27 protein-coding genes and 1 tRNA gene are annotated in these 26,236 nt (G+C 71.2%); 12 read left to right on the top strand and 16 right to left on the bottom strand.

The genetic code is table 11. The annotated features are described in order from the left end of the window. Window positions 1–41 precede the first annotated feature (41 nt). Complete coding sequence (locus EXE47_RS06005; RefSeq protein ID WP_089307745.1) at window positions 42–503, top strand: PaaI family thioesterase; 462 nt, start codon at window positions 42–44, stop codon at window positions 501–503. Here EXE47_RS06005 and EXE47_RS06000 read toward each other — a convergent pair. The 4 genes from EXE47_RS06000 to EXE47_RS05985 all read right to left on the bottom strand — a co-directional run bounded on the left by EXE47_RS06000 (window position 473) and on the right by EXE47_RS05985 (window position 6,432). Further along, the gene (locus EXE47_RS06000; RefSeq protein ID WP_089307746.1) at window positions 473–2,509 is read right to left on the bottom strand and encodes a molybdopterin biosynthesis protein; all 2,037 of its coding nucleotides are present in this window, start codon (window positions 2,507–2,509) and stop codon (window positions 473–475) included. The two genes, EXE47_RS06005 and EXE47_RS06000, sit on opposite strands and share 31 nt — an antisense overlap. After that, the gene (gene glp / locus EXE47_RS05995) at window positions 2,506–3,765 is read right to left on the bottom strand and encodes a gephyrin-like molybdotransferase Glp (RefSeq protein ID WP_089307747.1); all 1,260 of its coding nucleotides are present in this window, start codon (window positions 3,763–3,765) and stop codon (window positions 2,506–2,508) included. Before glp ends, EXE47_RS06000 begins: the two co-directional genes overlap by 4 nt. 108 nt (window positions 3,766–3,873) lie before the next feature. After that, window positions 3,874–4,806 (bottom strand): PHP domain-containing protein, encoded by a 933-nt coding sequence (locus EXE47_RS05990; protein WP_089307748.1) that lies wholly within the window; start codon window positions 4,804–4,806, stop codon window positions 3,874–3,876. 87 nt (window positions 4,807–4,893) lie between these two features. Beyond that, window positions 4,894–6,432 (bottom strand): universal stress protein, encoded by a 1,539-nt coding sequence (locus EXE47_RS05985; RefSeq protein WP_089307749.1) that lies wholly within the window; start codon window positions 6,430–6,432, stop codon window positions 4,894–4,896. Window positions 6,433–6,626: 194 nt separating this feature from the next. Here EXE47_RS05985 and EXE47_RS05980 point away from each other — a divergent pair, with 194 nt between their 5' ends. Together EXE47_RS05980 and EXE47_RS05975 are read left to right on the top strand one after the other, a co-directional pair. Continuing rightward, a complete protein-coding gene (locus tag EXE47_RS05980; RefSeq protein ID WP_049929764.1) occupies window positions 6,627–7,148 on the top strand; it encodes a nucleoside deaminase in 522 nt (173 codons plus the stop codon). After that, window positions 7,145–8,248 carry a carbohydrate kinase family protein gene (locus tag EXE47_RS05975; protein ID WP_049929765.1) on the top strand — a complete coding sequence of 368 codons (1,104 nt, stop codon included), beginning with the start codon at window positions 7,145–7,147 and terminating at the stop codon, window positions 8,246–8,248. The genes EXE47_RS05980 and EXE47_RS05975 overlap by 4 nt, the downstream gene beginning before the upstream one ends. A 30-nt stretch (window positions 8,249–8,278) precedes the next feature. On the opposite strand, the gene EXE47_RS05970 is transcribed toward EXE47_RS05975, so the two are convergent. After that, the gene (locus EXE47_RS05970; RefSeq protein ID WP_089307750.1) at window positions 8,279–9,106 is read right to left on the bottom strand and encodes a BtpA/SgcQ family protein; all 828 of its coding nucleotides are present in this window, start codon (window positions 9,104–9,106) and stop codon (window positions 8,279–8,281) included. Window positions 9,107–9,182: 76 nt separating this feature from the next. On the opposite strand from EXE47_RS05970, the gene EXE47_RS05965 reads away from it, so the two are divergent. From EXE47_RS05965 to EXE47_RS05955, 3 genes are all read left to right on the top strand, one after another. Continuing rightward, entirely contained in the window at window positions 9,183–9,662 is a 480-nt protein-coding gene (locus tag EXE47_RS05965) for a hypothetical protein (protein WP_089307751.1), read from the top strand. Window positions 9,663–9,747: 85 nt separating this feature from the next. After that, window positions 9,748–10,095 carry a 4a-hydroxytetrahydrobiopterin dehydratase gene (locus tag EXE47_RS05960; protein ID WP_049929769.1) on the top strand — a complete coding sequence of 116 codons (348 nt, stop codon included), beginning with the start codon at window positions 9,748–9,750 and terminating at the stop codon, window positions 10,093–10,095. A gap of 66 nt (window positions 10,096–10,161) precedes the next feature. Next, window positions 10,162–10,644 carry a hypothetical protein gene (locus tag EXE47_RS05955; protein ID WP_049929771.1) on the top strand — a complete coding sequence of 161 codons (483 nt, stop codon included), beginning with the start codon at window positions 10,162–10,164 and terminating at the stop codon, window positions 10,642–10,644. A gap of 32 nt (window positions 10,645–10,676) precedes the next feature. Here EXE47_RS05955 and EXE47_RS05950 read toward each other — a convergent pair whose 3' ends face one another. From EXE47_RS05950 to idi, 6 genes are all read right to left on the bottom strand, one after another. After that, window positions 10,677–11,591, bottom strand: a complete 915-nt coding sequence (locus EXE47_RS05950) for an ATPase (RefSeq protein ID WP_086216551.1) — start codon at window positions 11,589–11,591, stop codon at window positions 10,677–10,679. Next, the gene (locus EXE47_RS05945; RefSeq protein ID WP_049929775.1) at window positions 11,588–11,929 is read right to left on the bottom strand and encodes a DUF5827 family protein; all 342 of its coding nucleotides are present in this window, start codon (window positions 11,927–11,929) and stop codon (window positions 11,588–11,590) included. Before EXE47_RS05945 ends, EXE47_RS05950 begins: the two co-directional genes overlap by 4 nt. Window positions 11,930–12,363: 434 nt before the next feature. Beyond that, complete coding sequence (sod, locus tag EXE47_RS05940; protein WP_049929776.1) at window positions 12,364–12,963, bottom strand: superoxide dismutase; 600 nt, start codon at window positions 12,961–12,963, stop codon at window positions 12,364–12,366. Between the two features lie 384 nt (window positions 12,964–13,347). Next, window positions 13,348–13,431: transfer RNA gene (locus tag EXE47_RS05935), tRNA-Ser, on the bottom strand. A 78-nt stretch (window positions 13,432–13,509) separates the two neighbouring features. Then, window positions 13,510–14,265 carry a DUF2064 domain-containing protein gene (locus tag EXE47_RS05930; RefSeq protein WP_049929778.1) on the bottom strand — a complete coding sequence of 252 codons (756 nt, stop codon included), beginning with the start codon at window positions 14,263–14,265 and terminating at the stop codon, window positions 13,510–13,512. A gap of 96 nt (window positions 14,266–14,361) precedes the next feature. Continuing rightward, window positions 14,362–14,970, bottom strand: coding sequence for an isopentenyl-diphosphate Delta-isomerase (gene idi / locus EXE47_RS05925; RefSeq protein ID WP_049929779.1), 609 nt, complete (start codon window positions 14,968–14,970; stop codon window positions 14,362–14,364). Between the two features lie 158 nt (window positions 14,971–15,128). Between idi and EXE47_RS05920 the strand changes: the two genes are divergently transcribed. Continuing rightward, window positions 15,129–16,556, top strand: a complete 1,428-nt coding sequence (locus EXE47_RS05920; protein WP_086216548.1) for an ATP-binding protein — start codon at window positions 15,129–15,131, stop codon at window positions 16,554–16,556. 51 nt (window positions 16,557–16,607) lie between these two features. Here the strand turns inward: EXE47_RS05920 and EXE47_RS05915 are convergent, their stop codons facing one another. Then, window positions 16,608–17,183: a class I SAM-dependent methyltransferase gene (locus EXE47_RS05915; protein WP_049929783.1), complete on the bottom strand. Its 576-nt coding sequence runs from the start codon at window positions 17,181–17,183 to the stop codon at window positions 16,608–16,610. Between the two features lie 72 nt (window positions 17,184–17,255). On the opposite strand from EXE47_RS05915, the gene EXE47_RS05910 reads away from it, so the two are divergent. After that, window positions 17,256–17,885 carry a GNAT family N-acetyltransferase gene (locus EXE47_RS05910; protein WP_089307752.1) on the top strand — a complete coding sequence of 210 codons (630 nt, stop codon included), beginning with the start codon at window positions 17,256–17,258 and terminating at the stop codon, window positions 17,883–17,885. Here EXE47_RS05910 and EXE47_RS05905 read toward each other — a convergent pair. The 4 genes from EXE47_RS05905 to EXE47_RS05890 all read right to left on the bottom strand — a co-directional run bounded on the left by EXE47_RS05905 (window position 17,882) and on the right by EXE47_RS05890 (window position 21,449). Then, window positions 17,882–18,394, bottom strand: a complete 513-nt coding sequence (locus tag EXE47_RS05905) for a TspO/MBR family protein (protein WP_089307753.1) — start codon at window positions 18,392–18,394, stop codon at window positions 17,882–17,884. The two genes, EXE47_RS05910 and EXE47_RS05905, sit on opposite strands and share 4 nt — an antisense overlap. 35 nt (window positions 18,395–18,429) lie before the next feature. Then, a complete protein-coding gene (locus tag EXE47_RS05900) occupies window positions 18,430–19,446 on the bottom strand; it encodes an AI-2E family transporter (protein ID WP_086216545.1) in 1,017 nt (338 codons plus the stop codon). 113 nt (window positions 19,447–19,559) lie between these two features. After that, the gene (locus EXE47_RS05895; RefSeq protein WP_049929791.1) at window positions 19,560–20,156 is read right to left on the bottom strand and encodes a DUF6149 family protein; all 597 of its coding nucleotides are present in this window, start codon (window positions 20,154–20,156) and stop codon (window positions 19,560–19,562) included. A gap of 72 nt (window positions 20,157–20,228) precedes the next feature. Next, on the bottom strand, window positions 20,229–21,449 hold the full coding sequence (locus tag EXE47_RS05890; protein ID WP_241988187.1) for a PQQ-binding-like beta-propeller repeat protein: 1,221 nt from the start codon (window positions 21,447–21,449) through the stop codon (window positions 20,229–20,231). A gap of 106 nt (window positions 21,450–21,555) precedes the next feature. Here EXE47_RS05890 and EXE47_RS05885 point away from each other — a divergent pair, with 106 nt between their 5' ends. From EXE47_RS05885 to EXE47_RS05870, 4 genes are all read left to right on the top strand, one after another. Beyond that, complete coding sequence (locus tag EXE47_RS05885) at window positions 21,556–22,125, top strand: DUF1684 domain-containing protein (protein WP_089307754.1); 570 nt, start codon at window positions 21,556–21,558, stop codon at window positions 22,123–22,125. Window positions 22,126–22,283: 158 nt separating this feature from the next. Further along, on the top strand, window positions 22,284–23,522 hold the full coding sequence (locus EXE47_RS05880; protein WP_049929797.1) for an NAD(P)/FAD-dependent oxidoreductase: 1,239 nt from the start codon (window positions 22,284–22,286) through the stop codon (window positions 23,520–23,522). Between the two features lie 61 nt (window positions 23,523–23,583). After that, window positions 23,584–25,794 (top strand): PAS domain S-box protein, encoded by a 2,211-nt coding sequence (locus tag EXE47_RS05875; RefSeq protein WP_049929799.1) that lies wholly within the window; start codon window positions 23,584–23,586, stop codon window positions 25,792–25,794. A 126-nt stretch (window positions 25,795–25,920) separates the two neighbouring features. Beyond that, window positions 25,921–26,136: a hypothetical protein gene (locus tag EXE47_RS05870; RefSeq protein ID WP_049929801.1), complete on the top strand. Its 216-nt coding sequence runs from the start codon at window positions 25,921–25,923 to the stop codon at window positions 26,134–26,136. Window positions 26,137–26,236 lie beyond the last annotated feature (100 nt).

Genomic DNA, 26,236 nt, shown 5'->3' with positions numbered 1-26,236 from the left:
TTTCCGGGGGGTACAAGCCGTCCCGGGACGACCGGCGGGACATGGATCAGACGGACATCGCGGAGATGGACCCGCTCCCCGACGCGGCGACGCGGTTCGTCGAACAAAAGTTAGAGGACGAACACGGCTACCTCTCGTGGCTGAACACGTCGGTCGAGACGGTCGAGCGCGGGCGCGTCGTGCTCTCGATCCCCTTCGACGAGAAGCTCACGAACACGGACGGGCAGACGATCCACGGCGGCGTGGCGGCGACGCTGATTGACACGGCCGGCGGCGTCGCGCAGCGCACGACGTTCGAGGACCCGCTCGACGGCGGCGTCGCGACGGTGAACCTCAACGCGAACTACCTCCGCCCCGCGACCGGCGACCTCCGCGCGGAGGCCGAAGTGATCCGGGCCGGCGGCTCCATCGGCGTCAGCGAGATGACCGTCACCAGCGGCCTCGACGAGGACCGCGGCGAGGTCGTCGTCGGTCAGGGATCGTTTCGGCTGTTCCGCGAGTAGCCCGGGAGGTCGGCGAGGATCGCGTCGATCCCGCCGCGACCGCCGTCGCCGTCGAGTGCGGCCGCCAGCGCCGCGACCGGCTCGCGGCCGGCGCGATCGGGGGCCGCCCTGACGACGACCGACTGCTCGCCGAGCGGGACGAACGCACAGCCCAGCCGTTCCGCCGTCTCGCGGAGCCCGAGCCCGGCGTCCGCGTCGCCCGCGACGACCGCGCGGGCCGGGCTCTCGAACGCCTTCGCGGTCCGCTCGTAGCCGTCGATCCGCTCGGCGAGGTCCCGGCGGTCGGCGTCGCGCTCGTCCGCGAGGTCGTCGAGCGCCGTGTCGAGGCTCCGACGGAGGCCCGAGACTGTCGGCCGGTTCCGGAAGCGGAGGTCACGGTCGACGAGGTCCGCGATCCCGGTCACCGCCTCCGGGTTGCCGTCGGGGACGACAAGCCCCCACTCGCGGGTCCAGCCGCCGAGGGCTTCGGCGCCGACCTCGCGGTCGGTCGGTCCGGCGGTCACCGCCACGTCGGGGACGCCGTCGCGGAGGCGGCGGTGCCCCTCGCGCGAGCCGACGGCGAGGTACCGCGGGTTCGCGAGGCGGTCGAGCAGGCGGTTGAGCGCGGGGTCGTCCTCGCCGACGCCGAGCAGCGTCGGCGGGCGCACGTCCGGCGAGAACAGCTGTACCTCGACCGCCTCACCGGCGTCGAGGACCTCCGTGTCCGGGTCGACCGCGACGACGCCGTCAGCCTCGACGAGGCTCGTCGTCGCGCCGGACCCCTTGTCCACCGGGTAGACGAGCGGGGGGGCGTCGTCGTCTAGGTCGAGCAGGCCGACGGGCATCAGCCGGAGACGGCCCTCCGAGTAGCGCTCGCTCACGCCCATCCGCCCCTCGACTGTCGCCGTCGCGGGCTCGGGCTGGCCGGCGGCGTCGCGGATCGCGGGCGCGACGAACGTGCGAAATATGGTGAGCGCGGACACCGGGTAGCCGGGGAGGCCGACGTACGCGGACTCGCCGACCGAGGCATCGTTCCGGGCGGCGTCCTCGCCGACGCCTTCGTCGCCGTCGCCGTCGCCGCCGTCGGAGCCGCCCCGGTCGAGCCGGCCGATCAGCATCGGCTTCCCGGGCTTGACCGCGACGCCGTGGAGCAGGAGCTCCCCGCGCGCCTCGATCACGCGGTAGATGACGTCGACCGCGCTCGCCGAGGTCGACCCCGACGAGAGCACGAGGTCGCACTCGTCGGCCGCCCGGCGCAGCAGCCGCTCCATCTCGTCGTAGTCGTCGCCGGCGTGCGGGTAGAGGACCGGCTCGCCGCCCGCCTCCTCGACGCCGGCGGCGATCGTCGTCGAGTTCACGTCGTAGATCTCCCCGCGGTCCGGGTTCAGCGCCTCGCCCGGGCGGACCAGCTCGTCGCCGGTCGAGACGATACCGACCCGCGGCCGCCCCTCGACCGGGACCTCGTCGACGCCGAGCGCCGACAGCAGCCCGATCTCGCGGGGCGTCAGCCGCGTGCCCGGTCCGAGCGCGCGGGCGCCGGCGGCGATGTCGGTCCCGGCTGTCATCACGTGATCGCCCGGCGCGACCGACGTGCGGACAGCGATCCGCGAGGGACCGTCGTCGTCGACCCCGTCCCCGCCCGAACCGAGCTCGTCGGTGCGCTCGACCATCACGACCGCGTCGGCGCCGTCGGGCATGACGGCGCCGGTGGAGATCTCCGCGCAGGTCCCCGGCTCGACGGTCACGTCGGGCGCGGCGCCCGCGTGGACCGCGCCGACGAGGTCGAGTTCGGCGGGATCCGCCTCGTCCGCGCCGAAGGTTTCCCGCGCGCGGACGGCGTACCCGTCCATCGACGCGCGGTCGAAGCCGGGCACGTCGATCGCGGCGTCGACGCGCTCGGCGAGAACGCGACCGCGGGCGTCCGCCAGCGAGACCGTCTCCGGGGTCGGCGACAGGTCGAGCGATTCGATCGCTTCGCGCGCGGCCTCGGGGGTCGCGAGGTCCCGGAACTCCTTGCGGTCGCTCATTCCGTCACCTCCCACAGTTCGACGTCGACGGACTCGCCGGCGTCGAGCCCCTCCCGCGGCTCGGGCACGACCACCCAGCCGTCAGCGAGCGCGACGCTAGAGAGGATGCCGGAGCCGCTCGCGCGGGTCGGCGTCGCGGTCGGGAGCGCGTCGTCGACCGCCGCGTCCCCGTCGGGGCCGTCGTCGGGACCCGAAAGTGACACGCGCGCGAAGGTCCGTACACCGGGCTCGCTCGCGACCTTCCGGCCGAGCGTCGCGCGCCGCGTCGGGAACGGCTCTACGTCGGCCCCGCCCGCGCGCTTCATCGCGGGGCGGAGGAACTGCGCCGCGTTGACGATACACGCGACCGGGTAGCCGGGCAGCGACACGATCGGCGTCCCCTCGGCGCGGCCGAGGCAGACTGGGTGCCCGGGCTTCAGCGCGACGCCGTGGACCAGCACCTCGCCGAGGTCGCCGACGACCTCGGGGATCAGGTCCCGCTCCCCGACCGACGAGCCGCCGGTGGTGACGACCACGTCGGCGTCGAGGTCGGCGGCGACGGCCTCGCGCAGCGCCTCCGGGTCGTCGGTGACGACGTCGCGGTAGCGCGCCTCGCCGCCCCAGCGCTCGACGAGCCGGGAGACGGTGAGCCCGTTCGTCTCGATCACCTCGCCGGGGCCGGGATCCGACTCCACCAGCTCCTCGCCGGTCGGAATCACGGCGACCTCTGGCGGCTCCCGGACCGTGACGGTGTCGAAGCCCACCGAGCGCAGCAGGCCGAGGTCGGAGGGGCGCAGGGCGTGGCCGGGCTCGTAGAGGCGCTGGCCGTCGGCGACATCCTCGCCGGCCTTGCCGACGTTCTCGCCGGTCGCGACCGCCTCGAACACCTCCACCTCGCCGCCGACCGACTCGACCTGTTCGATCATCACGACCGCGTCCGCGCCCTCCGGGACTGCGCTGCCGGTGTGGACCCGAGCGGCCTCGCCGGGCGCGACCGCGTCCGCCTCGGCGGGCTTGGCGGTCAGGACCGCCGGCGATCGGTCGCCGGCGCCGAAGGTGTCGCTCGCGCGGACGGCGTACCCGTCCATCGCGGCGCGGTCGTACCCCGGCACCGGCGCCGGCGCGTCGATCGGTTCGGCGACGACGCGGCCGTCGGCCGCCTCGACCGGGACCGTCTCCGTCCGGTCGTTCGGCGCGACGGCGTCGAGCAGCGTCGCCCTCGCGTCCGCGACCCGGGTCCGCCGCTTGAACCCGGACTCCCGTCTGTCGTGGCTCATGCTCACACATTCGCGGCCGCGGGCAAAAACCCCGTTCTCCGCGGGCGCCGGCGTTCGGACCCTCGGTCGCGGCCGCTCGCCGACGCCCCCGGCCGCCGACGCGCCCGGTCAGGCGAACCACGAGAGGAACCGGCGAGTCCGGTGGACCGACTGGAGGGCGGCGACCTTCGCGGCCGTGAGCGCGCCGAGGGTCGTCCGCCTGGTGGCCCGGGCGCCCCGGGCCGCGCCGGTCCGCGCGTAGTACCCGGACCGGCGTCCGGCGGCGCCGACGTAGTGTTTCGCCGCCATTCGGATCGGCGCGCGCCGGCCGTCGACGGTCGTCGTGCCGCGGCGGATCGCCGTCAGCACGTCGTCCGCGGTGACCTCGCCGACCGACTCTCGCCCCTCGATCGTCAGCTCAGTGAACGCCCGGCCGACGTACTGGAGGTGGTGCGCGTCGCTCGCGGCGACCCCCGGGTAGCCGTGGTTCGCCGCGAACCGCCGCGCGCGTCGGTTTCGGTACCCCGTGAACAGCCACGCGTTGAACACCTCGACGGCGTCGACCTCGGCGCCCGGCGCGGCGGCCCCGGCCGCGTCGACCGCGTCCTCGTCCGGCAGTTCCGCGTCCACGCCGGACATTTCGGCGTCCGGCGCTTCCCCGCCGGAGCCGTCGCCCGATCCGGGCGTCGGGATGTCGCGCTGACGGACGCCGTGGCGCGAGCGCTGAAACGGGTGGGGAACGATCGCGACGCCGCCCTGCTCGTGGATCCGCCGGACCGTCTCGGCGTACGGCTCGCCGCGCGGCGGCATTCGATCGACGCCGATCGCCAGCAGGTGGCCGTGCGCGGTCGACACCTCCACGCCGGGGATGCCGATCAGCCCGTACTCGGCGGCGGTCTCCGCGGCGCGTTTCGACTCGCGGATCACGTCGTGGTCGGTGATAACGACCGCGTCGAGCCCGATCTCGGCCGCGTGTTCCAAGATCAGATCGACCGGCTCGTGCCCGTCGTAGCTGTCCTCGGAGTGCACGTGCGGGTCGATGCTGACGGTGACGCGGGACACGACCGAACTACGCGGCGGGAGGTATATAAATGGAGGAGCGGCGGCGGTTGGCCGAGAAGGGATCCGTCGCGCGCGCCGTCGACGGTCTCACCCCTCTCGTAACACCCGCACCTCGTGGTCCGCGTTCCCGCGGTCCACGATGGCCACGTCGCACTGGACGTCCTGGATGCGCTCGAAGGTCGGCGGAGAGACGAGCCGCGAGGCCGCGGAGCGGTCCCCGCTCGACCCCATGAGGACGAGGTCGTAGGCGTCCGCGTTCGCGCCGAGAAACGCCGTCACCTCCGACCGCGCGACCCGCGTCTCGACCGGCCCTGTCGTGGTCTCGACGAGGTTCGCCAGCTTCGTCTCGGCCCGTCTGCGCTCGGACTCGGCGTCGATACAGGTACAGACGCTCACCCCGCCGCTTTCGCCGGCCAGTCGCTCTGCAAAGTCGATCATCGCGTGCGCCGAGTCGCCGGGCCGGGCGACCAGTACGAGGACGCGCCGCCAGGTGTGGACGCCCGTCGTCGACCGGAACGCGACGGCGTCGAGTGGACCGGCGAAGACCTCCCGGGCGAACGGCGAGAGGAGGCCGTCTTCGGTCTCGTACGGCGTCACGATCAGGTCCGAGTTCGTCGCGCGGGCGGTCTCGACGGCGACCCGGGCCGGATCGCCGTCGGCCGCGACGACCACCTCGCACGGCACGTCGAACCGGGCTCGGATCTCCGCGGCGTGAGGTTCGAGCCGCTCGACCGCCGCCGCCGCCGCTCGGTCCGAGACCTCCTCCTCGAAGTCGCCGTCGAACGACGCCCGCACCGAGTCCGGGAGGTCTCCGGGCGTCGCGGCGCCGTGGTCGGCGGACACTGCCCGCTCCGCGACCGCCATCTCCGCGTCGTCGACGATGTCGAGGAGGACGACCTTCCCGGCGTCGTGGGCGGCCGCGAGCCGCGCGCCGAAGAACGCGGTCGCCTCGCTCGTCTCCCCCCGCATCGGCACCAGGACGTGGTCGTCAGCCTGCGTGGTCCCGTAGAGGTAGCGAGCGCGCTCCTCGTAGAACCGCGTGCGCCAGACGGTGAACGCGCCCGCGACGAGACTGCCGGAGACCGCGACGGCCACGACGTAGGCCGCCGCCGGGTCGACGGTGGTGCCGAACACGAACACCGCGTCGCCGCGCGCGCTCACGAGGACCAGAAGCGCAGTCGAGAAGGCGGCCGGTTCCTCGACGCTGGCCAGCCACGTCAGGCCGCCGCAGAGCATGATCGACAGCCCGGCGCTGAGCGGACTGATCGCGCCGGTCGAGACGCCGCCGACACCGAGCAGCGAGAGCTCCAGCGCGGCCCACCCCGCGAGCGCCCCCGCCACGAGCCCACCGACAAACGTTCTCGGCGAGGAGTACTGTCCCTGCGGGTCGGAGAAGAGCGTGTAGGCTCCCGACGCCAGCGGCGGGAAGAGGAGAAACGAGAGGTCGGTCAGGTTCGTTATCTGAGTGACGAGCGCGATGAGCATCGGCACGAGCAACAGCGTCGTCAGGTGGAGCAGATTGCTCGTGTCCTCGGCCCACTGCCGGAGTTCCGCGAACTCCCGGCGTTCGATCCGACGTGCCCGTCGGCGAGCGGCGCCGAGTTTCGCTCGCAGCCTGTCCAGCATTACTCTTGCTTCGCTCGTGGCGGTCAAGAGCGTGGCGGAGCGTCCGACGCGAACGCCGAGCGTGACCCCGACGCGCGTCGGCGACGGAGACGACGCGGACCGAGACGCCTCGACGGGGAACCGAGCTCGCCGGACGACGACCGCACGCAGCCGGCGGTACCAACCGTTAGGTTCCCGGAGGCGAACGGGGACGTATGACCGACGCGGACGACGCCGGCGATCCCAGCGAGTTCCGTGACCTCGACGACCTGCCGGACGACCCGACCGACCGGGAGTACGTGGAGCGAACGATCCGGCTCGCCAAGGAGGCGGTCGAGGCCGGAAACACCCCGTTCGGCGCCCTGCTCGTGGTCGACGGCGAGGTCGTCAGCGAGGCGCGCAACGAGACGCGGACCGAGGACGACGTGACGGCGCACCCGGAGCTGACGCTCGCGCGGTGGGCCGCGCGGGAGCTCGACGCCGACGAGCTCGCGGACTGTACCATGTACGCCAGCACGGAGCCGTGCCCGATGTGTTCGACCGCGATCCACTACGCGGGGATCGACCGGGTCGTCTTCGGCGTCGACGGCGAGACGCTCGGCGAGCTCTCCGGCGGCGTGGTGCCGATCCCCTGCGAGGAAGTGGTCCGGCGCGGCGGCGGGGAGACGAGCGTCGAGGGACCGATCGCCGTCGACGCCGCGATGGCCGTTCACCGCCCCTTCTTCGGCGAGTCGTGACGGCGGAGTCAGATGCGAGCGACGGCGGAAGCGGTGGTTCGCCGGCCGTCCTCTGCGTCGGGGCCGCCGCAATAGACGAGTGGTACGCGGTCAGCAACCTCCCGGAGCCGGACGGCGGCGCGTTCGCCCGGGAGGTCACGTCCGCGTTCGGCGGCGTGGGCGCGAACGTCGCGGTCGCGCTCGACCGCCTCGGCCGCGACGCGGGGCTCGTCAGCCGCGTCGGCGACGACGAGTACGGCCGGAGAGCCCTGGAGTACCTCGGCGAGACGGGCGTGGACGGGACGCACGTCGCGGTCGGCGACGACGCCCACACCCGGTCCTTGATCCTCCGCGACCCGGATGGGGAGCGCGCCATCGTCACCGCCGGCGAGAGCTTCCGCGGGCTCCGCCTCGACGGCGACGCGCTCGCCGCGATGGCCGACGCCGACGCGGTCTTCCTCACCGCCTACACGCCTGACAGCGTGGCGCGGCGGGCCCTCGACCGGGTTCGGTCGCTCCGCGAAGCCGCCGAATCAGGCGAGTCAGGGAGCGACCCGCCCGCGCTCGTCTTCGACCTCTCGGGATCCGTCGAGGAGCTAGTCGGGCGCGGCACGGAGCCGGCGACGGTCCACCGGTTTCTCCATGAGGCCGACCTGTTCGTCGCGGACGGCGTCGCCGCGCCGGCGTTCTTCGGGTCGGCGGACGCCGCGGTCAAGCGGGTCGCGAGCGCGCATACCCGAGCGGCCGAGTCGGCGCCCTCACCCGGGCCCGAGTCGCGGTCGCGGGGTGGCCCGACGTGGCCCCGCGCCGTCCTCACGCACGGCGCCGACGGGATGACGGCGATCGCGGGCGGCGAGGTGTCCGAGTTCGACGCGTTCGACGTCGAGACGGTCGACGCGACCGGCGCCGGCGACGCGTTCACCGCCGGGCTGATCGACCGGTGGATCGCTGGAGCCCCCGCGGGGCCGTCCGCCGACCGTGACGGCGTCGCTGGCGGCGTCCGGTTCGCGGCCGCGATCGCCGCGATCAACTGTACGAGCCGGTTCACGCAGCCCGGGCTCCCGACGCGGAGCGAGGTCGAGGCGTTCCTCGCGGACCGCGGCGTCGACGTCGGCCGGTAGGGGACCCTCCTCCCGATCACCGCGCCCCGCTCACCGAACCGCGTCGGCGGCGTCGACGAGGTCCGCGACGCGGTCGGCGTCGACCGGGGCGGTCGTCTCGCCGCCCCGTTTCAGCGCGGTGCCGACGATCGCGCCGTCGGCGACGTCGAGCAGGTCGGCGACCGTCTCCGGCGTGACGCCGCTGCCGACGAGGACGGGCGTGTCGAGGCCGTGGTGCTCGCGCTCGGCGACGACCGACCCGAGGGCGTCGGTATCGACCGCCTCGCCGGTCCCCGGCCCGGAGGCGATCACGGCGTCGGCGAGGCCGCGCTCGGCGGTGTCGGCGAACGACTCGGCCGTGTACCCCGCGGGCGTCAGCGGGGCGGAGTGTTTCACGTCGGTGTCGGCGAAGACGCCGACGTCGACGCCGAGGCGGTCGCGCAGGCGGAGCGTCTCGTGGGCGCGCCCCTGGACGATCCCCTGGTCGGTGACGCGGGCGCCGGTGTGGACGTTCACCCGGACGAAGTCGGCGCCGACCGCGGCGGCGACCGAGAGGGCGGCCTCGGCGTCGTTCCGGAGGACGTTGACCCCGAGCGGGAGGTCCGTCTCGGCGGCGACCGCGGTCGCGGCGCGGGTCACGCCGGCGACGACGTGCGGCGGGACTTCGTCGGGGTAGAAGGGGGCGTCGCCGAAGTTCTCGATCACGATCCCGTCGACGCCGCCGCTGTCGAGCGCGCGCGCGTCGCTCGCGGCCCGGTCGACCGCCGCGCGCATCGCCTCGCGGCCGTCGTCGGGCGCGTTCGGGGCACCGGGAAGCGGCGGGAGGTGGACCATGCCGAGCAGCGGCGCAGCGGTGTCGAAGGTGGATTCGAACTCCATTCTCGGGGACGAGGAGGGCCTCGGACAAAAGCCTCCCCACAGCGTTTAGGCCGCCGGCCACCTGGATCCGGTCGAGATGGGAATCGACGCGACGACGACCGGCGACGGCGACGTGACGCTCGTCTTCTCGCTCGGCGCCGCGCGGTCGCTCGCCGACCCGGCCGCGGCGTTCGCCGACGCGCGCCAGTGGAGCCGCCACGTCGGCATCGTCGCGAACGAGGCGGACCGGGTCGCGCAGTTCGCGGGCGACTACGGGATTGACAACGACTACGCGCTCACGAAGTGGGACAAGTGGGGGACCCTCGCGGACATCCGCGAGCAGAGCGCCGCCCCGCGGTGCGTGTTCGTCGGCACGACCCGCGCGGACGAGTGCGTCGCCACCGAGACGGGCTACGAGTTCTTGCGCGTCGACGAGGCCGCCGAAAAGGCCGGCTGGGAGCTCTCTGACCCGAGCGCGACCGGCGCGGACGGGGGCGCCACTGACGACGAGCGCGGGAGGGGGCGCCTCGGCCGGCTGCGGCGCGCGGTACGCGAGGCGATCTCGCGGCTCCGGTAAGGCCTCGGTCCGCGCTTTTCGGTCGCCCGTCGTCCTCCGGGGTCGACCGCGGAAGGTACAAACCGTTCGTCGCCTAACGTGGGGTATGTCCTCACCGCTCGCGGACGAGCCGGTCGAACCGGCCGGCGACGACGCGGAGCCGCTCGACGGAGACGAGTGCGCCGACCACCTCGACGAACTGGGCGACGCGTGGGAGGTCGTCAACGACCACCACCTGGAGGCGAGCTACGAGTTCCCCGACTTCGAGACGGCGCTCGCGTTCACGAACGACGTGGGCGAGCTCGCCGAGGCGGAGTGGCACCACCCGGACATCTCGCTGTCGTGGGGCGAGGTCGGGATCGAGATGTGGAGCCACGAGGTCGGCGGCCTCACCCGCGCCGACTTCGTGATGGCGGCGCGGATGGACCGCCTGTACGCCGCCGACGGCGAGTGACCGCACCCGTCCTGACCTGACACATCAACAAACGGGTTTAAACCCCTCCCGGCGAAACGACGGGTAATGAGCGAGAACGTCTTCCTGGTCCCGATCGACCCGGAGAACTTCGACCGAACCGTCCGGTCCCCGGTCGATCTCACCGACTACCCCGATCGCCCCGAACCCCTCGCCGACCTCGACGAGACGCGCCTGTGGGCCGTCGACGACGACAGCGGCAACGGGTCGACGTTCGAGAAGATGGCGTCGGGCGACCTCCTGCTGTTCTACGCGGACGACGAGTACGTCGCGACCGGCCGCGTCGGCGAGGCGTTCGCGGACGAGGACCGCTGGGTGAGCGGGACCTTCTGGACCGCTTTCCCCACCACGCGGGTGTACACGGTCACCGACTTCGGCGCCGTCGCCGCGCCCAAGCGCGCAGTCAACCGGATCTTCGACTACTCGTCGTCGTACACGCCCGGCTTCATGCGCGTCGCCGACAGCCGCGTGACCGCCGACCTCTCGTCGATCGAGTCCGCGCTGGAACACTACACGAAGCGGAACGCCTGAGCCCGGGCCGCACGCGACGCTCCGTCGCTCCTTCAGTTCTCGACCGAATCCGTGAGCGTCGCGTACGCCGGCTCGTACGCCGCCGCGATCCGGTCGGGATCGCCGCGGACGTCGCCGGACAGCGCCGGCAGCGAGACGGTCGCGAGCGGCTCGATCATCTCCGTCACCGCGTCGACGTGCTCCTCGCGGCTCCCCTCTCGCGGGCTCCCGGCCGCGACCGCGCGGGCCTTGGCGTAGCGGTCGCCGGCGTATAGCCGCGCGCGGCCGGGGTCGACGACGGCGACCGCGTCGGGCGCGACCGGCCCGTCGCGGGGAAGGGTCCCGGCCACGTCGGCGTACGACTCGACGACGACCGGGACTGGCGTCCGCGCGACGCGGTCCGCGAGCCGCTCGATCGCGGGGAGGTGCGCCTCGGCCATCACCTCGTTGAACGCCGGTACGTCGCGCACGCGAGTCGCCTCCGCGAGGGGGAGGCGGTCGGTCAGCGCGTCGGGGAACAGCCCCGCCTCCTCGGCCGCGCCGTTGACGACGAAGCGCGTGCCGGACGCGGTGGTGACGCGGTCGCAGAGGAACGTGCGCTCTGCGTCGCCGAGCATGCCCGTCCGTCCCGGCGTCGGTCGCCAGAGCCGGTGGACGGGGTTGATCGATTCCGGCGTGACCGCCGAGGGCGACGGGGAATCGTCGTCGGCCGCCGCGAGCGCGCGGGTGTTCGCGGCCGCGAGGGTGCGGGCGTCCTTCCCGTAGAGTCGGGCCGCGTCGGTCGCGATCAAATAGTCGTCGTGGTCGAACCAGAGGTCGTTGCCGGCCCGGGGCTTGACGCCGACCGCGTCGCCCGCGCGGTCGGCGAGGTGGGCGACCAGCCCCGCCGAGAAGGTGGTCTTGCCGGCGTCGACGCGCGCGCCGCCGGCGACGAGGTACGTCGGCGGGTCGGATCGGTCCCCGGTCACGCCGACTCGTCGAGTTCGTCGGAGTCAGCGTCCGACTCGGCGTCGGTGTCGGACGCCCCGCTGTGGTCCTCGTCCGTGGCGAGCCCGTAGTATCCCGGGCCGTCCTCGGTCAGGGGCTCGGCGACGACCATGTCGTCGGCGTGGACCATCACCCACGGGACGGCCCAGTCGACCAGCACGGCCTCGGTGTCGGGGTCGACCTCGGCGTCCGGTTCTAACCCCTGAAGCAGGCGACCGATCTCCGGGATCGTGTACATCTGGTCCGGCTCGAACAGCTCCGCGGGCTCGTAGAAGTCGCACGGGTAGGTGGCGTCGAACGCCGACTTCGGTTCGGGCATGCGCGAGCGTACGCGACGGCGTCCGTAAACGCTGCCGATACGGTTCGAACCTCATTCCGTGGGGTGGCGCGCGCCTTCGAGTGGCCGCCGGAGGCGGCCGCGAGGAGCGCGTGCGAGGGAGTCGGCCGACTGGAGGGAGGCCGACGAGGCTGGGGCGGTGAGAGGTGCGGTGCCGTGCGGGACGGGGCTCAAACGGGCAGCCGCGCTCGCCGAATCCCAGCGACGCAAGCACCGCAGGGAGTGAGCACGGCGGACGACCGCGGAGCGCGGCGAAGCTGTGGGAGTCGAGCGCGGCTGGGGCTTCGGAGGCGTTCGTCATCGCCTCGCCGGCGACCAGTCATGACTCACACCGCCTACGCGAACCCGTCGCTCACCGGGCAACACGCTGCGAAAAAATGCGGATCTCGACGCGCGTAACGCGTCCGGAGACGCGCTTACTCGAACAGCTCGACGGCCTGCTCGTAGCGGGTGGACGGCTCGTCCCAGTCGACGACCTCAAAGAAGTTGTCGACGAACTCGCCGCGAGCCGGGCCGTAGTCGTGGTAGTAGGAGTGCTCCCAGACGTCGAGCGCGAGGATCGGGTGACCGCCCCAGACCGCGCCCTCGTCGTGGTTGTCGACCACGACGTTGCGAAGCTGATTCGAGAACGTGTCGTACACCAGCAGGGCCCAGCCGCTCGCGCTGCCCGCGGCGGCTTCGAACTCGCCCTTCCAGGCCTCGTACGAGCCGAAGTCCTCCTCGATACGGTCGGCGAGGTCTCCTTCGGGCTCGTCGCCGCCCTCCGGCGACATGTTCTGCCAGAACAGGTCGTGGAGGATGTGGCCCGACGAGTTGTGGGTCACGTCGCGGATGGCCCCGGCCGACGAGGAGAAGTCGTGGTCCTCGCGGTTGGCCTCGAGCGTCTCCTCGGCGGAGTTCCAGCCGTTGACGTACCCCTGGTGGTGGGTGTCATGGTGCCATTCGAGCACCTGTTCGGAGATGTGCGGTTCCAGCGCGTCGTAATCGTACGGCAGCGGATCGAGTTCGTAACTCATGCTTGTATCACCTATCACGAACATGTGCCGGAAACCTGTTAAAGATAATGCGGCACGTGGTACCACGCGTCACCGGACGTGAGTGTTACCGGGCGTTTCAGGCCAGCAGCGATGTGATTGCGGTTCCGGCGGTCGAAAGCGCGAGACGAGAGACCGATCCGAATCGGCTGTCGAGAGAACCGAGTAACTGAATTCGGTTTCGCGGTCGCTCACTGATTCAATCCCGCACGAAACGCGCGCAGCGCGAGCTGCGCCGCGCGCCTACGGTGGGACTGGGATTCGAACCGATGTGAGACGGTCACCCTCCCTCCGCTCTGGCGCTGCGACTCACAGGCTTCGAATCCCGCACGAGACGCGCGCGGCGCGAGCTGCGCCGCGCACCTACGGTGGGACTGGGATTCGAACCCAGGAAGCCGTGAGGCTACCTGCTTTCAAGGCAGGCGCAATGGGCCACTCTGCCATCCCACCACACGTGACTGCTCGGCGTCGGACGACTAAGTGGTGTCGGATCCAACGCACCGGGCCCCGCCGCCGCGCACGAGACGCTCAGTCCCGAACCAATCGTTGCTCGCCGTCCTCGACGACCACGTCCAACCCCTTCTCGTGGACGAACGCGGCCGTGTAGTCCGGCACGACGCGCTCCGCGGCGAACCGCGCGCGGAGCATCGGGACCACGTCGAGGAGGTCCGCCCCGGTCTCCAGCGAGGGGGACGGCTCGACGAAGTCCACGGAGCGGTCGGCGTCGCGGCCGCGCTCCGCGAGCGTCGGCAGCGCGGGCGCCTCGAAAGCGCCGTCGAAGTCGATCGGTTCCGTGAACCCGGCGTAGTACGCCCGGCCGTCCGTCGAGGGCCCGAGGACCACTTCGGTCGTCCGGAGCTTCATCGCCGCGGAGTCGACGCTCGTCCGCGAGAGCAACGGCGCGGTCGGGGTGACGACCGCGACGGAGTCGGCGCCCTCCTCGCGCAAAAGGTGGGTGACGGTGTTGCCGGCGCGCGCGCCGAACGACGAACCGACCTGCCGCTCGAAGCGGACCTCGTCGGTGCCGCCGAGGGTGTCCGCGACGAGCGTCCGCAGCTCCGCCTCCGGACTCGTCTCCGTCCGGTGCTCGGCGGGGAGGTCCTCGTCGTCGGGATAGTTGACGAGGAGCTCGCCGCCGGAGCGGTCGACCGCGAGGACGGCGTCACGGAATTGCGCCTCGTAGAGGTCAGCCGCCTCGGCGGCGGACAGCGGCGTCGACTCGGCGATCGCGGTTCCGACGAGCCCCTCGCGGGGCGGATTCGCCAGCAGGACGACGACGGTCATACGGGATCGCGGCGCGGGAGCGCCTTCAAGTCGCCGTTTCGGTCCGAGGAAGGGGAGCCCGGACGCGCGGACCGATCTGGGAGATGCGGCGGTCGGTCAGGAGAAGTCGCGGCGCATCGCGATCTCGAACCACGGGCAGAGGCGGAGCTGCCGGTACAGCTCGGGGTTCTCGTGGAGGTGGTCGTAGTCGGCCCACAGCATCCCGCCGATCTCGTCGTCGTCCGGGTCCAAGGCGGTGTCGTCGAGGGTCACCTTCAGCACCGCACACACCTCCCACTCGACGCCCTCGTTCGGGTAGTAGCGCTTGTACTCGAACTTGTCCGTCACCCGGAGGTCGTCGTACTGGTCGGGCGAGATGCCCAGCTCCTCTTCGAGGCGCTGCTCGGTAGCGTCCTCCTGAGATTGTCCCTCGACGGGGTGGGAGGCGACCGTGCCGTCCCAGTGGCCGTCCCAGAGGCGCTTGTTCGGCGCGCGCTGGGCCAGCAGGATCCGGCCGTCCCGGTCGAAGACCAGGCAGGTGAACGCGCGGTGGCGGATCCCGTCGCCGGTGTGCGCGTCGAGTCGGTTCACCGTTCCCTGCGCGACGTCGTCCGGGTCGACGGCGATGACGTCCTGAAGCGCGTTCTCGTGGTCGGTGTCGCTCGCCTCGCCGGTCGCGTCGTCGCCGGCGGGATCCCCCGGCGCGGCCGCGTCTTCGGAACTCATGCGCGGTACGTCGCAGACCAAGGCTAATAAGGGTTCGATACGACGGTCGCCTCGCCGCGCCGGTCGTTCCGCTTTGGCCCGCCATCCGCCGATGCTACCGCCCGCCGCCCGGGGGCGCTTCGACGCTCTTAACCGCGTCCCGGCGCTACTAGCCGCGGATGAGTGACCCGGCGCTCGACGTCGTCGAGTTCGTGTTGACGACGCACTTCTACACGCAGAACCGCGACCTCGACGAGAACGACCTGCCCCCGCGGTTCCGACAGGTGTTCTGGTCGGCCGACGCCGCCGAGGACGCCCCCGGCGGCGTGGAGCGACCGCTGAAGGCGACCGACGAGGCCACCCGCACCGCGACGGGCGTCGAGCGACCCTGGGACGCGGTCTCCGACCTCCTCTTCACCCAACGCACGGAGTTCTCCGGCGAGATATCGCTGACGCAGCCCGGAATGGGACTGGAGTGGTACCGCGACCACGCCGACGACGACCGGATCGCCGGGAACCCGACGCTCGTCGCCGCCTTGGAGGCCGCGGACGACCTCGATGCGCCGGTGACGCGCGAGGCGGCGAGAGACGACGTGCGGCCGGTCCAAGCCGACCGCGTCTGGATCGACGCGCTGCTCTCGCAGTACTTCGACGAGGACGAGGACGGGGAGATGCTCGACCTCGTCAACGTCCGCGCGCCCGAGGAGATCGAGACGACGCTGGCGGACCTCGTCCTGACCGGCGACCAGGAGGGCGAGATCCAGAAGATCGTCAAGGCGATCGAACACCGCGAGTACCTCGCGGAGATCGGCCTCCGCGAGATCGGAAAGCTGCTGTTCGTCGGCCCGCCCGGCACCGGAAAGACCACCGTGTCGCGCGCGCTCGCTCACGAGCTCGGGCTCCCGTTCGTCGAGGTGAAGCTCTCGATGATCACGAGCCAGTACCTCGGCGAGACGTCGAAGAACGTCGAGAAGAGCTTCGAGGTGGCCAAGCGGCTCTCGCCGTGTATCCTCTTCATCGACGAGTTCGACTCGGTGGCGAAGACGCGCCGCTCGGACGAGCACGCCGCCCTGAAGCGCGCGGTGAACACCCTGCTGAAGTCGATCGACGAGGTGTCGCTGGTCCGCGACGAGGTCCTCCTCATCGGCGCGACGAACCACCCGGACCAGCTTGACGCCGCCGCGTGGCGCCGCTTCGACGAGATCGTCAACTTCCCCAAGCCGGACCGCGACATGCGCGCGGACATCCTCCGCGTGGTGACCAAGGAGATGAAGATCGCGGACTTCGACCCCGAGGAGGTCGCCGACCGGACCACCGGCCTCACCGGGTCCGACCTCCGGATGGTGCTCCGCGAGGCCGTCCTCGGCGCGCTCACGGAGGACCGGATGACGATCACGCAGGCGGACGTGATGGAGGCGGTCGAGGACTTTGAGGAGCGCGACAACCTCAAGAACATGGACATGATCGACGGGGAGGGCGCCGAAGTCCTCGGCGAGACGGGGTCGAACGACGCCCACGACCACGCGGATCACGACCACGATCACGCCGACGAGGGGTCACCCGACCCGGCCCGCGGCGCCGAGCCGCAGGGACGGACGCAGGACTGACCCGTCGGCTTCGGTTCTGCGGTCGAGTATGAACGCCGAGTTCGCGGGGACTCAGCGCCGAACGCCGGCGACCGTATAGCCGAACCCGCGATCGACGATCCGCGGGTCGAGGCCGGCGTCGTCCATCGCGGCCGCGAGGTCGTCCGGCGCGCGGAACCGCGACTCCATCCCGATCGCGCGTTCGCCGACGGCGAGGAGCCGTCCGAGCGGGTGGTCCGGATCGAACTCCCGGACGACGAGCGCGCCGCCGGGCACGAGCGCGCGGGCCGTCTCCGCGAGCGCGGCGTCCTGATCGGGCAGGTGGTGGAACGCGTCGACGACCGTGACCGCGTCGACGCTGGCGTCCCGGAACGGGAGTCGCCCCGCGTCGCCGGCGAGGCCAGAGAGTCCGCGGACGCGCCGCGCCCGTGAGAGCATCTCGACGGAGGCGTCGACGACCGTGATGTCGGGACCGGTCAGCGCGGCCGCCGCCCGTCCGGACCCGCCGCCGACGTCGAGGAGGCGCTCGATCGGACACTCGGCGTGGGCGAGCCCCGCGGCGAGCGCCTCGCCGTCCGCCGGCGGCATCGCGAGGTCGTACAGCGGCGCTACCCGGTCGAAGAAGCCCACGTCGCCGAGTCCGTACATGAGCGGAATGAGCCCGGCGACGGATAAAGAGCCACCGACCGTGTTTAACCGCTCGACGCCGTACGACGACCCATGGAGTACGCGCTCGTCTGTCCCCCGGACGAGGGGACCACCCTGCGGCTCGATTACCGGGCCTTCGCGTACGCCGGGAAGTTCGTCGTCGGCGGGCCGGGGAAGTCGGTGATCCGGACGCCGGACGGGAGCCCGGCCGCGCCGGAGTGGGAGCCCGACGAACCGCTGCCGGAAACGGTCAACCCCGACGCGTTCGACGAGGACGTGATCGCCGCCGTCTCATTCTCCGCGGACCGCACCGACCCCTCCTGCTGTCGACTCCGCTACGTCACCGTCCACGCCGCGCGGCGCGGCGAGGGGATCGGCCCGCGGCTCATCGGCGAGACCGTCGCCGACCTGTCCGCCGCCGGCTTCGAGCGCGTGAAGATCGCCGTGAACAACCCGTTCGCGTACGAGGCGTGCCACAAGTGCGGCTTCGCGTACACGGGGGAGCAGACGGGTATCGCCGAGTTGGAGCTGGCGCGACCGGCGGCGGCGCCCGCGGACGCAGAGCCAGAGCGGTACCGCGAGGGGCTGGAAGCGTTTCGCGAGACTGACGGGGAACTGAGTCGAGCGGAGCGCCGATTCGTCGCCGAGCGGCTGAAGCGCGGGCCTCCGGAACTCGACCGGAGCCCGCGTGACGGCGGCTAGTTGAGCGCCCAGATCGCGTAATTGAGCGCGGTCGCGAAGCAGACCCACGCGAGGTAGGGGAGGAGAAGCGCCGCCGCGCGCCGGTCGACGCGGTCGAACGCCCAGACCGTCGCGACGACCAAGGGGAGGAGGACGGCGAGGACGACGAGCCCGAGGTCGGCGCGTTCGAGCCCCCAGAAGACCGGCGACCACGTGACGTTCAGGACGAGCTGGATCCCGAACAGCGCGAGCGCCGTTCGTACGCGCCCCGCCGACGCCGCACCGTCGCGTCCGGCGAGAGAGACGAGGGCGGCTGCGGCGCCGCACAGCGCGTACAGGATCGGCCAGACGACGCCGAACGCCCAGCCGGGCGGGTAGAAGGCGGGCAGCTCCAGCGCCGCGAACCACGCGCTCTGTGTCGTGGTGAAGGGGACGCCGAGCGCGCCGATCAGGTTGACGGCGACCGCCGCGCCGGCGATGCGGAGGATGTCGCGTCGGTCCGGAAGCCGAGAGGTCGCGGTCGTCGCCATGGGCGTTCTCGACCCCGCTCGGGCTTAAATCCCGCTCAGATCGCGTCGTAGTCCTCCCGGAACGTCTCCAGCGTGGCCGCGAGCACGCCGATCACGATGGGGCCGACGAAGAGCCCGGTGAACCCGACCGAGTAGATGCCGCCGAACACGCCGAGGAGGATGACCGCGGGGTTGAGGTGCGCCTGCTGGTCGATGACGAGCGGTCGGGCGTAGTTGTCAACCATCGCGATCACCGCGACGCCGTAGACGGCGAGGAACACGCCCGCGGTCACCTGGTCGATGATCACGAGGTATGCGGCCGCCGGCCCCCACACGAAGAAGGCCCCGATGAGGGGTAAAAGCGCCAGCACCGCCATCACGAACGTCCAGAACACCACGTTGGGGATGCCGGCGGCCCACAGGCCGAGCCCGGCGACCAGTGCTTGGAGCAGCGCGACCGAGATGTGGCCGATGACGACCCCCCGAGTCATCACGTTGACGCGGTCGACGAGGTCGGCTGTGACCTCCGCCGGCAGCGGGCTCGTCTCTCGGATCCACCCGACGAACGCCGGACCGTCGATAAGGGTGTAGTACACCAGAAAGAGCGCGAGCGACAGGCCGACCGACGCTCGGATCGCCGTGTTCAAAACACCGCTAAACCCGCCGAACAGCGTCTGGACGAGTAGTTCGCCGCCGGTCTGGAGGAGATCGCCGATCTCGGGGTCCTGTCCCGTGAGCGTCGCGATTTCGGCTTCGATCGCGGCCACGTTTATCGACGTCTCGCCCGCCGCGATCGCGGTGAGGTCGCGGACGAACACCAACGTGATGTACGCAAGCGGCAAGATCACGGCGACGATGGCGGAGAGGATGAGCGTCAACGCTGACAGCATCTCGCCGAACCGCGTCGAGACGCGACGGCGGAGCCGGCGCGTGAGCCGCCGGTGGAAGGGGTAGAGGATGAACGCGAGGATCGCCGACGCGATCACGTACTCGACGAACGGGAGGATGACGAAGAGCGTGAGGAGCGAGACCGCTCCCATGAGCAGGAGGAGGAACGATTGCCCGCGGTTCATACGCCACGGTGTCCCCCGCGGACTATAAACGTGCCCCGCAGGCGGACGCAGTCGGCGGGTCTGCCGGCGAACGTGAGAGCGAAGGCGGATCTACCGACCGACCGTGACGGCGATCAGGCGCTCGCTTCGTCTTCGTCGAGGCCGGGCGCGGTCGCCGGGTCTACCTCCTCTGGCTCCTCTGCGCCGCCGCCCACGACCGTCTCGCCGTCGTCGGTCTCGACGTACACGTCGTCGGCGAAGCCGGCTAGCGCGTTCTCGTACTCCGGCTCGTCGAGCTTCCCCGGCGTCTCGGGGGCCTCGGCGAGACCCTCGGGCGGGCGGAACTCGCCCAGCGGGTCGTCGATGGTGATCCCGAAGTCGGTGAAGAAGGACTCGTACCGGCGGTAGTGCGCCTCGAGCTCGTCGCCCGGGATCTCCATCATCTCCGTCCAGCCGTGGTTGAAGAAGTCGAAGTTCGCCTGAACGTGGGTGATCTCGCGGGCCTCGGCCTCCGGGAACCCGGCCTCCAAAGCGGCGACGTAGGTGTCCATCGTCGCGTCGAAGAAGCTGTCGAGGTGATCGCGGCGCTCCTCGCGCCGGTCTTCGTCCGCCTTGTTGAGGAAGATGCTCGTGTGGAGGTCGACGAGCTTGTCGTTGGCGACATCGCCGACAACCGGCGTGGTCAGCGCCTTCTTGGCGGCCCAATGACGGATGTTCTGCCGGATTTTCATATCCGCGATTGGGCCGGGACGCTATTGAATGTGTGGCGTCTCATCGGGTCGAAGCGCGACCCGGCAACCGTTTCAGCTCTCGCCGAGCGCGTACACGTCACCCGCATGGGTCGCCGCGAGGACGACGCCGTCGACGACGGTCGGGGCGGCGCGGACGCCCTGGAGGAGGACGTCGGTGTAAGAGCGCTCGCGACTCCGGAAGGACCACCGCTCTGTCCCGTCTTCGACCGCGATCGCGCGGACGGTCCGACCGTCGCCGAGGTACGCGACCCCGTCCGCGACCATCGGCGCGGTCGCGCCGGCGATCTTTTCGTCGCTCCACAGGCGCTCGCCGCCGTCGCCGACGGCGACGAGGCCGAGTTCAGTCGGAACAACCGCTCTGTCGGCCGTGACGGCGACCGATCGCCGGACGGGCCCCGGGAGGTCGTCAGTCCATTCAACGCTTCCGTCGCCGAGGTCGAGCGCGTACAGGGTCCCGGCCCGCGTTCCGATCAGGACGCGGCCGTCGGCGACGGTCGGCGTCGCGGTCGCGTCGCCGTCGACGTCGGTCGTCCACAGTTCCGCTCCCGAGGCGGCGTCGTAGGCGACGACACGAGGACCGCCCGCGCCGTAGACGACAGTTCCGTCGGCGATGGCGGGCGCGGAAGCGTACTCAGCGAGGTCGTTGCGCCACCGTTCGGTCCCGTCGCGGTCGAACGCCGCGACGGTCTGCGTCTCGTAGCCGCCTCCCACGAACACGCCGTCGGTGGTCACGGTCGGCGCCGTCGTGATCTCCGCGTCGGTCAGCCGCCGCCACCGCACCTCACCGCTCTCGGCGTCGACGGCCGCCAGTCCGCGGTCTGTCTCGCCTCCGCCGTTCCACACCGTCACGTATGCGATGCCGTCGCGAACCGCCGGCGTCGACGACCCGTCGTGACCGACCTCCGTCGACCACTGTACCTCGCCGGTCGCGAGACCGAGACGAAACAAGGTCCCCGAGAACGAGACGTACACCCGATCGCCCACGACGACCGGCTGTGAGTGGTCGTACCGGTACGGCGTCCGGCGCCAGAACACGTCGACATCGTCTTTCGGTCCCGCCTCCTCGCGGTGTCCTCCGTGCGCCGGTCCCCACTGGAACTGCGAGCGTGCGCTGTCCTCGGCGCCGTTCGTCTCGACCTCCCGGTTCAGTTCGGGGTCCGGGCGGTCGCTGTCCGATCGCTCGTCGTCGCCGCCGCGCACGTTGTCGAGACAGCCACCAACTCCGACGAACCCACCGACCGCCAAGGTGGAGAGGGCAGTTCGTCTGTTCACGCCGCAACGTCCCCGAGAGGATTATAAGTGCCTTCTGTCGCCGGCGGGGTCGAGGCTTCCGTGGTCGGAATTATTATTGTGTGTGGAGCGCAATACTAAGCCGATCATGGACGACGCTGACGACTGGGCGGCGCAGGTGGAGGCGCAGCGAGCGGCGAAGGTCGAGCAGTTCCGCGACTCGGCCCGGTCGCCGCTGCCGGTCTCGATGCGAGGCGACGCGTTCCCCGGACTGGCGTACTTCGATCCGAACCCGGCGTTCCGGTTCGTGGTCCCGCTCCACGAGCACGACGAGAAGGAGACGGTGACCGTCGAGACGACCGCCGACGGTGAGCAGACGTACAGCCGCTGGGGCGAGTTCCGCTTCGAGGTCGACGGCGAGCAGGCGACGCTTCAGGCGTACCGACCGGCCGACGGCGCGGACCGGTTCTGGGTGCCGTTCCGCGACGCGACCAGCGGCGAGGAGACGTACGGCGCCGGTCGCTACCTCGATCTGGAGCCCGACCGCGACCGCGTCGACGGCGAGTGGATCGTGGACTTCAACCTGGCGTACAACCCGACGTGCGCGTACAACCACGCCTACGAGTGCCCGCTCGTACCGACGGAGAACTGGCTCGACGTCGCGATCGAGGCCGGCGAGCGGGACTTCCCCGCGGAGCCGGCCGGCGCGGACCACTGACCGGGACGCGACTTTTTCCGCGGGCGTCCGCGATCGACCGCCCTCGCCCCGTCGCGAGAAGGCCCCGAGTACGGCGTTTCCGGCGGGCGTGCGTCTCGGCCGCACAGTGGCGGGCGCGGATGACAACCCACATTAACCGTGAATCCGAACGCCGGGATATGAGCGATTCGTACGTGATCGTCGGTGACGGTATCGCGGGCGCGTCCGCGGCCGAGACCCTCCGCGATGAAGTGCCCGACGCCGAGATCACGGTTCTCACGGACGAGGGAGAGTCCCTCTACAACCGGATCCTGATCAAGGAGTACGCGAAGGGGAAGCTCCCCGAGGCCCCGATCTCGATCCATCAGGAATCGTGGTACGACGACCACGACGTCGACCTCCGGCTCAACACGGTCGTCGTCGACATCGACATCGAGAACGACGCGGTCCACACCCACGAGGGCGAGACGTTCGAGTACGATTCCCTCCTGCTGGCCGTCGGCGGCACGCCCCAGCAGCTCCCGGTCGAGAACGCCGACGCGGAGGGGATCCACCACTTCTGGACCTTCCAGGACGCCCGCCGGATCAAAGAGAGCGTCGAGGGCGCCGAGCAGGCTGTCATCGTCGGCGCCGGACTGCTCGGCATCGACTTCGCGGCCATCTGCGGCGCGCAGGGCGTCGAGGCGAAGTACCTCATGCGCGGCGACAACTGGTGGCGCTACGCGCTCTCGGAGGAGGGCGCAGAGATCATGCACGAGGCGATGCGCGAGCGCGGCGTCGAGCCCGTCTTCGGCTCGGGCGTGGACCACTTCGAGGTCGACGACGACGGCCACGTCGAGGCCGCGGTCGACCCGAACGGCGAGCGCTACGAGTGCGACTTCGCGGGCGTCGCCATCGGGCTCGACTTCAACACCGAGCTCCTCCAAGACACGCCGCTGGAGCTCGACGACGGCATCGTCGTCGACGAGTTCATGCGAACCAACGTCGACAACGTGTTCGCCGCGGGCGACATCACGACGTTCAACGACCTCATCCTCGGCGAGCGCGCGAAGAACGGCTCGTGGGGGTCCGCGAAAGAGCAGGGGACGATCGCCGCCCGGAGCATGGTCGACTACGGCGCCGAGGAGTTCGAGTGGGTCTCCTCGTACTCGATCACGCACTTCGACTTCCCGTTCCTCTCGTTCGGCCACCCGACGCTCGGCGACGACTCCGTGGAGGCGACCACCGGCGAGAACGAGTGGCGCCGCGTCGCGCTGAAGGACGGGAAGGTCGTGGGCGGCGTGCTCATCGGCGACCTCTCGCCGCAGTCCGCCTTCAAGCAGCTGATGCGCGAGGGGCGCGACGTGAGCGGGCAGACCGACCTCCTCATGGAGCCCGGGTTCTCAGTCGACGACCTGGCGGCGACGACGGAGCAGTAGACCGCGGCACCGCCGCGAGTTCCGGTACCTTTTGGGCCGCGAGCGCGTATTCCTCATACCGATGAGCTCCGGACGGTCCCCCGACGACGAGTTCTTCGCCGCCTTCGTCGCGGAGTGTTCGGACCCGGTGGTCTCACTCGACCGCGAGGGGACCGTCGTCTACGTCAACCCCGCGACCGAAGCGGCGTTCGGCTACGCGCCCGACGAGCTACTTGGGCGCGACCTCGCCTCCGTCGTCGTGTCGGACGTGGGCGATGCGGGTAGCAGGTCGGTTCGCGACCGGCTCGCTCGGGCCGAGGGGCTCGACGAGAGCGGGAGCGTCTCGGTGCCGATCCGGCACGCCGACGGTCACACGGTGACGTTCTCCGCCCGCTTTCACGAACACGGCCCGGGTCGAGAGGGCCGCGACGGCGACGGAGACGACGACGGCAGCGGGGGCGGCGACGGCGAGCCGAGTCCGGACGACTGCGACGCGGTGTACACTGGGATCTTCCGCGACGGCGTCGAGGAGATCGGCGGGCAGCGGGCGGAGACGTTCCGCAACCTCGTCGAACACGCCGGGCACGCGATCTACGTCACCGACACCGACGGGACGATCGAGTACGTCAACCCGGCGTTCACGGACAACACCGGCTACGAGACCGCGGAGGCCCTAGGGGAGACGCCGGCGATACTCAACTCCGGCGAGATGTCCGACGAGTACTACGACGCGCTGTGGTCGACGCTCTTGGCCGGGGACGTGTGGGAAGAGGAGATAGTCGACCGGCGGCGCGACGGCACGCCGTACCACGCCCACCAGACCATCGCGCCGGTCGTCGACGACGACGGCGAGATCACGCGGTTCGTCGCCATTCAGACGGACATCACGGAACGGAAGGCCGCAACGGGGCGGCTGAAACAGTACCGGGACATCGTCGAGCAGCTCGACGACCCCGTCCTCCTCCAGAACCGCGACGGCGAGTTCGAGCTGCTCAACGAGGCGGTGAGCGAGTTCGCCGGGATACCCCGCGAGGAGCTGTACGGCGGCGACGAGTTCGCGTTCATGGACCCGGAGGCGGCCGCCGAGGTCGACGCGCGGCGGCGGGAGGTGCTCGAAACCGAGGCGATGACCGAGTACGAGATATCGCCGACGTTCCCCGAGAGCGACCGGGCGGCGACGTTCAGCACGCAGCGGTACCCCTACTACGACGCCGACGGCGATCTGGCCGGCACGTTCGCCATCTGTCGGGACGTCACCGAGCGCAAGGAGCGCGAACGCGACTTGGAGCGGTACGAGCGCGCGATCAACGGCGCGACCGACCTCATCGCCGCGGTCGACCGCGAGGGTCGACTCCTGTTCGCGAACCCCCAGTACCGCGAGTATCACGACCTCGGCGACGGCGACGTGACGGACGTGACGCTCGCTGACATCGTCCCCGACGACGACTACCGGCGGGTCGAGCGTGAGGTGGAGAGCGCGCTCCGGGGGGAGTCGGTGGAGTACCGGACGACCCGGACGCACCCGACCCGCGGGACGCGGACGATGGACGTGCGGTACTACCCCCTCGACAGCCCCGAGAGCGAGGAGCCCGCCGGGGTCGTCGGCGTGCTTCGGGACGTGACCGACAGCGAGAACCGCGCGCGACAGCTCAGGGTCGTCGACAGAGTCCTCCAGCACAACCTCCGGAACGCGCTGACGGTCGTCCGGGGACGGGCGAAGCAGATCGCGGCGGGGGCCGTCGACCCCGCCGACGCGGCCGAGTACATCGTGTCGCGGGCCGACGACCTGCTGGAGACGAGCGAGAAGTCCCACCACATCACCGAGGTGCTGAGCGACGCGCCGGAGACCGAACCCGTCGACATCGGGCGCGTCGCCCGACAGGTGGCCGCGGAGCGGGACGAGGAGTTCCCGAACGCGACGGTCGGCGTCTCGGTGCCCGACGACGGGCACGCGACGGCGTCCGCGACGACGTGGATCTCGCGGGCGATCGACGAACTGGTCCGAAACGCGGTCGAACATCACGACCGCGACCGGCCGACCGTCGCGGTGTCGGTCGAGGCCCGGCCCGACGCGGTCGAGGTCCGCGTCGAGGACGACGGGCCGGGGTTGACCGGGATGGACCGAGACGTCCTCGTCGACGGCACGGCGGTCGACGCGCTGTACCACGGCAGCGGCCTCGGGCTGTGGCTCGTCTACTGGGTCGTTCGACAGTCGGGCGGCTCGGCCGCCGTCGCGAGCGCGGAGCCCCGCGGTACGGCGATCACGCTCACGCTCCCCCGAGCGGACGACTGAGCCGCCGACAGTCGAACCGCTGCCAACGGCGGTGGAACGTCGCGCCCGCGACGCGGGGCGAACGGCGTCGGTCGAGTCAGCGACCGCCGCGAAACGTTTATGATTAACCATGTCATACGGTACCACATGTCACTTAGAGACACCGGACGGCGGCTACGGCTGCGTCGCACCGGTCGCGTTCCGGCCGACGCGCGGGTCCGGCACTACGACGAACTGGACGACGACGAACAGGAGATCGTGCGGGAGCTAGCCGACGAGCCGCAGACGGCGCCGGAGACCGGCGACCTCGACGACGGCGACGTGGTGAAGTTCACCGATTACTATCGGGTGCGAGCGCGGTGAGACCCCCGCGGCCGCCGAGAGGACCGCGACCGGTCGGTGAGCGGCGGAGGGGGTGGCTGCGCGGAAGCGAAGTTGTTTTCGCCGGGCGGGGGTAACCTGG

This window comes from Halorubrum sp. GN12_10-3_MGM, from assembly GCF_005435235.1.
Lineage (GTDB): Archaea > Halobacteriota > Halobacteria > Halobacteriales > Haloferacaceae > Halorubrum > Halorubrum ezzemoulense.
Note: the sequence above shows the minus strand (reverse complement) of the source record. Positions and strands in the feature narration are given on the sequence as shown.

Bases quoted from the DNA above. Each gene is read 5' to 3' on its own strand.
- EXE47_RS06000 (WP_089307746.1), bottom strand. From the start codon at position 2,509: ATGAGCGACCGCAAGGAGTTCCGGGACCTCGCGACCCCCGAGGCCGCG.
- EXE47_RS05985 (WP_089307749.1), bottom strand. From the start codon at position 6,432: ATGCTGGACAGGCTGCGAGCGAAACTCGGCGCCGCTCGCCGACGGGCA.
- EXE47_RS05965 (WP_089307751.1), top strand. From the start codon at position 9,183: ATGGGAATCGACGCGACGACGACCGGCGACGGCGACGTGACGCTCGTC.
- idi (WP_049929779.1), bottom strand. From the start codon at position 14,970: ATGAGTTCCGAAGACGCGGCCGCGCCGGGGGATCCCGCCGGCGACGAC.
- EXE47_RS05910 (WP_089307752.1), top strand. From the start codon at position 17,256: ATGGAGTACGCGCTCGTCTGTCCCCCGGACGAGGGGACCACCCTGCGG.
- sod (WP_049929776.1), bottom strand. From the start codon at position 12,963: ATGAGTTACGAACTCGATCCGCTGCCGTACGATTACGACGCGCTGGAA.
- EXE47_RS05915 (WP_049929783.1), bottom strand. From the start codon at position 17,183: ATGTACGGACTCGGCGACGTGGGCTTCTTCGACCGGGTAGCGCCGCTG.
- EXE47_RS05955 (WP_049929771.1), top strand. From the start codon at position 10,162: ATGAGCGAGAACGTCTTCCTGGTCCCGATCGACCCGGAGAACTTCGAC.
- EXE47_RS05870 (WP_049929801.1), top strand. From the start codon at position 25,921: ATGTCACTTAGAGACACCGGACGGCGGCTACGGCTGCGTCGCACCGGT.
- EXE47_RS05945 (WP_049929775.1), bottom strand. From the start codon at position 11,929: ATGCCCGAACCGAAGTCGGCGTTCGACGCCACCTACCCGTGCGACTTC.
- glp (WP_089307747.1), bottom strand. From the start codon at position 3,765: ATGAGCCACGACAGACGGGAGTCCGGGTTCAAGCGGCGGACCCGGGTC.
- EXE47_RS06005 (WP_089307745.1), top strand. From the start codon at position 42: ATGGATCAGACGGACATCGCGGAGATGGACCCGCTCCCCGACGCGGCG.
- EXE47_RS05970 (WP_089307750.1), bottom strand. From the start codon at position 9,106: ATGGAGTTCGAATCCACCTTCGACACCGCTGCGCCGCTGCTCGGCATG.
- EXE47_RS05905 (WP_089307753.1), bottom strand. From the start codon at position 18,394: ATGGCGACGACCGCGACCTCTCGGCTTCCGGACCGACGCGACATCCTC.
- EXE47_RS05885 (WP_089307754.1), top strand. From the start codon at position 21,556: ATGGACGACGCTGACGACTGGGCGGCGCAGGTGGAGGCGCAGCGAGCG.
- EXE47_RS05880 (WP_049929797.1), top strand. From the start codon at position 22,284: ATGAGCGATTCGTACGTGATCGTCGGTGACGGTATCGCGGGCGCGTCC.
- EXE47_RS05900 (WP_086216545.1), bottom strand. From the start codon at position 19,446: ATGAACCGCGGGCAATCGTTCCTCCTCCTGCTCATGGGAGCGGTCTCG.
- EXE47_RS05920 (WP_086216548.1), top strand. From the start codon at position 15,129: ATGAGTGACCCGGCGCTCGACGTCGTCGAGTTCGTGTTGACGACGCAC.
- EXE47_RS05875 (WP_049929799.1), top strand. From the start codon at position 23,584: ATGAGCTCCGGACGGTCCCCCGACGACGAGTTCTTCGCCGCCTTCGTC.
- EXE47_RS05895 (WP_049929791.1), bottom strand. From the start codon at position 20,156: ATGAAAATCCGGCAGAACATCCGTCATTGGGCCGCCAAGAAGGCGCTG.
- EXE47_RS05980 (WP_049929764.1), top strand. From the start codon at position 6,627: ATGACCGACGCGGACGACGCCGGCGATCCCAGCGAGTTCCGTGACCTC.
- EXE47_RS05960 (WP_049929769.1), top strand. From the start codon at position 9,748: ATGTCCTCACCGCTCGCGGACGAGCCGGTCGAACCGGCCGGCGACGAC.
- EXE47_RS05930 (WP_049929778.1), bottom strand. From the start codon at position 14,265: ATGACCGTCGTCGTCCTGCTGGCGAATCCGCCCCGCGAGGGGCTCGTC.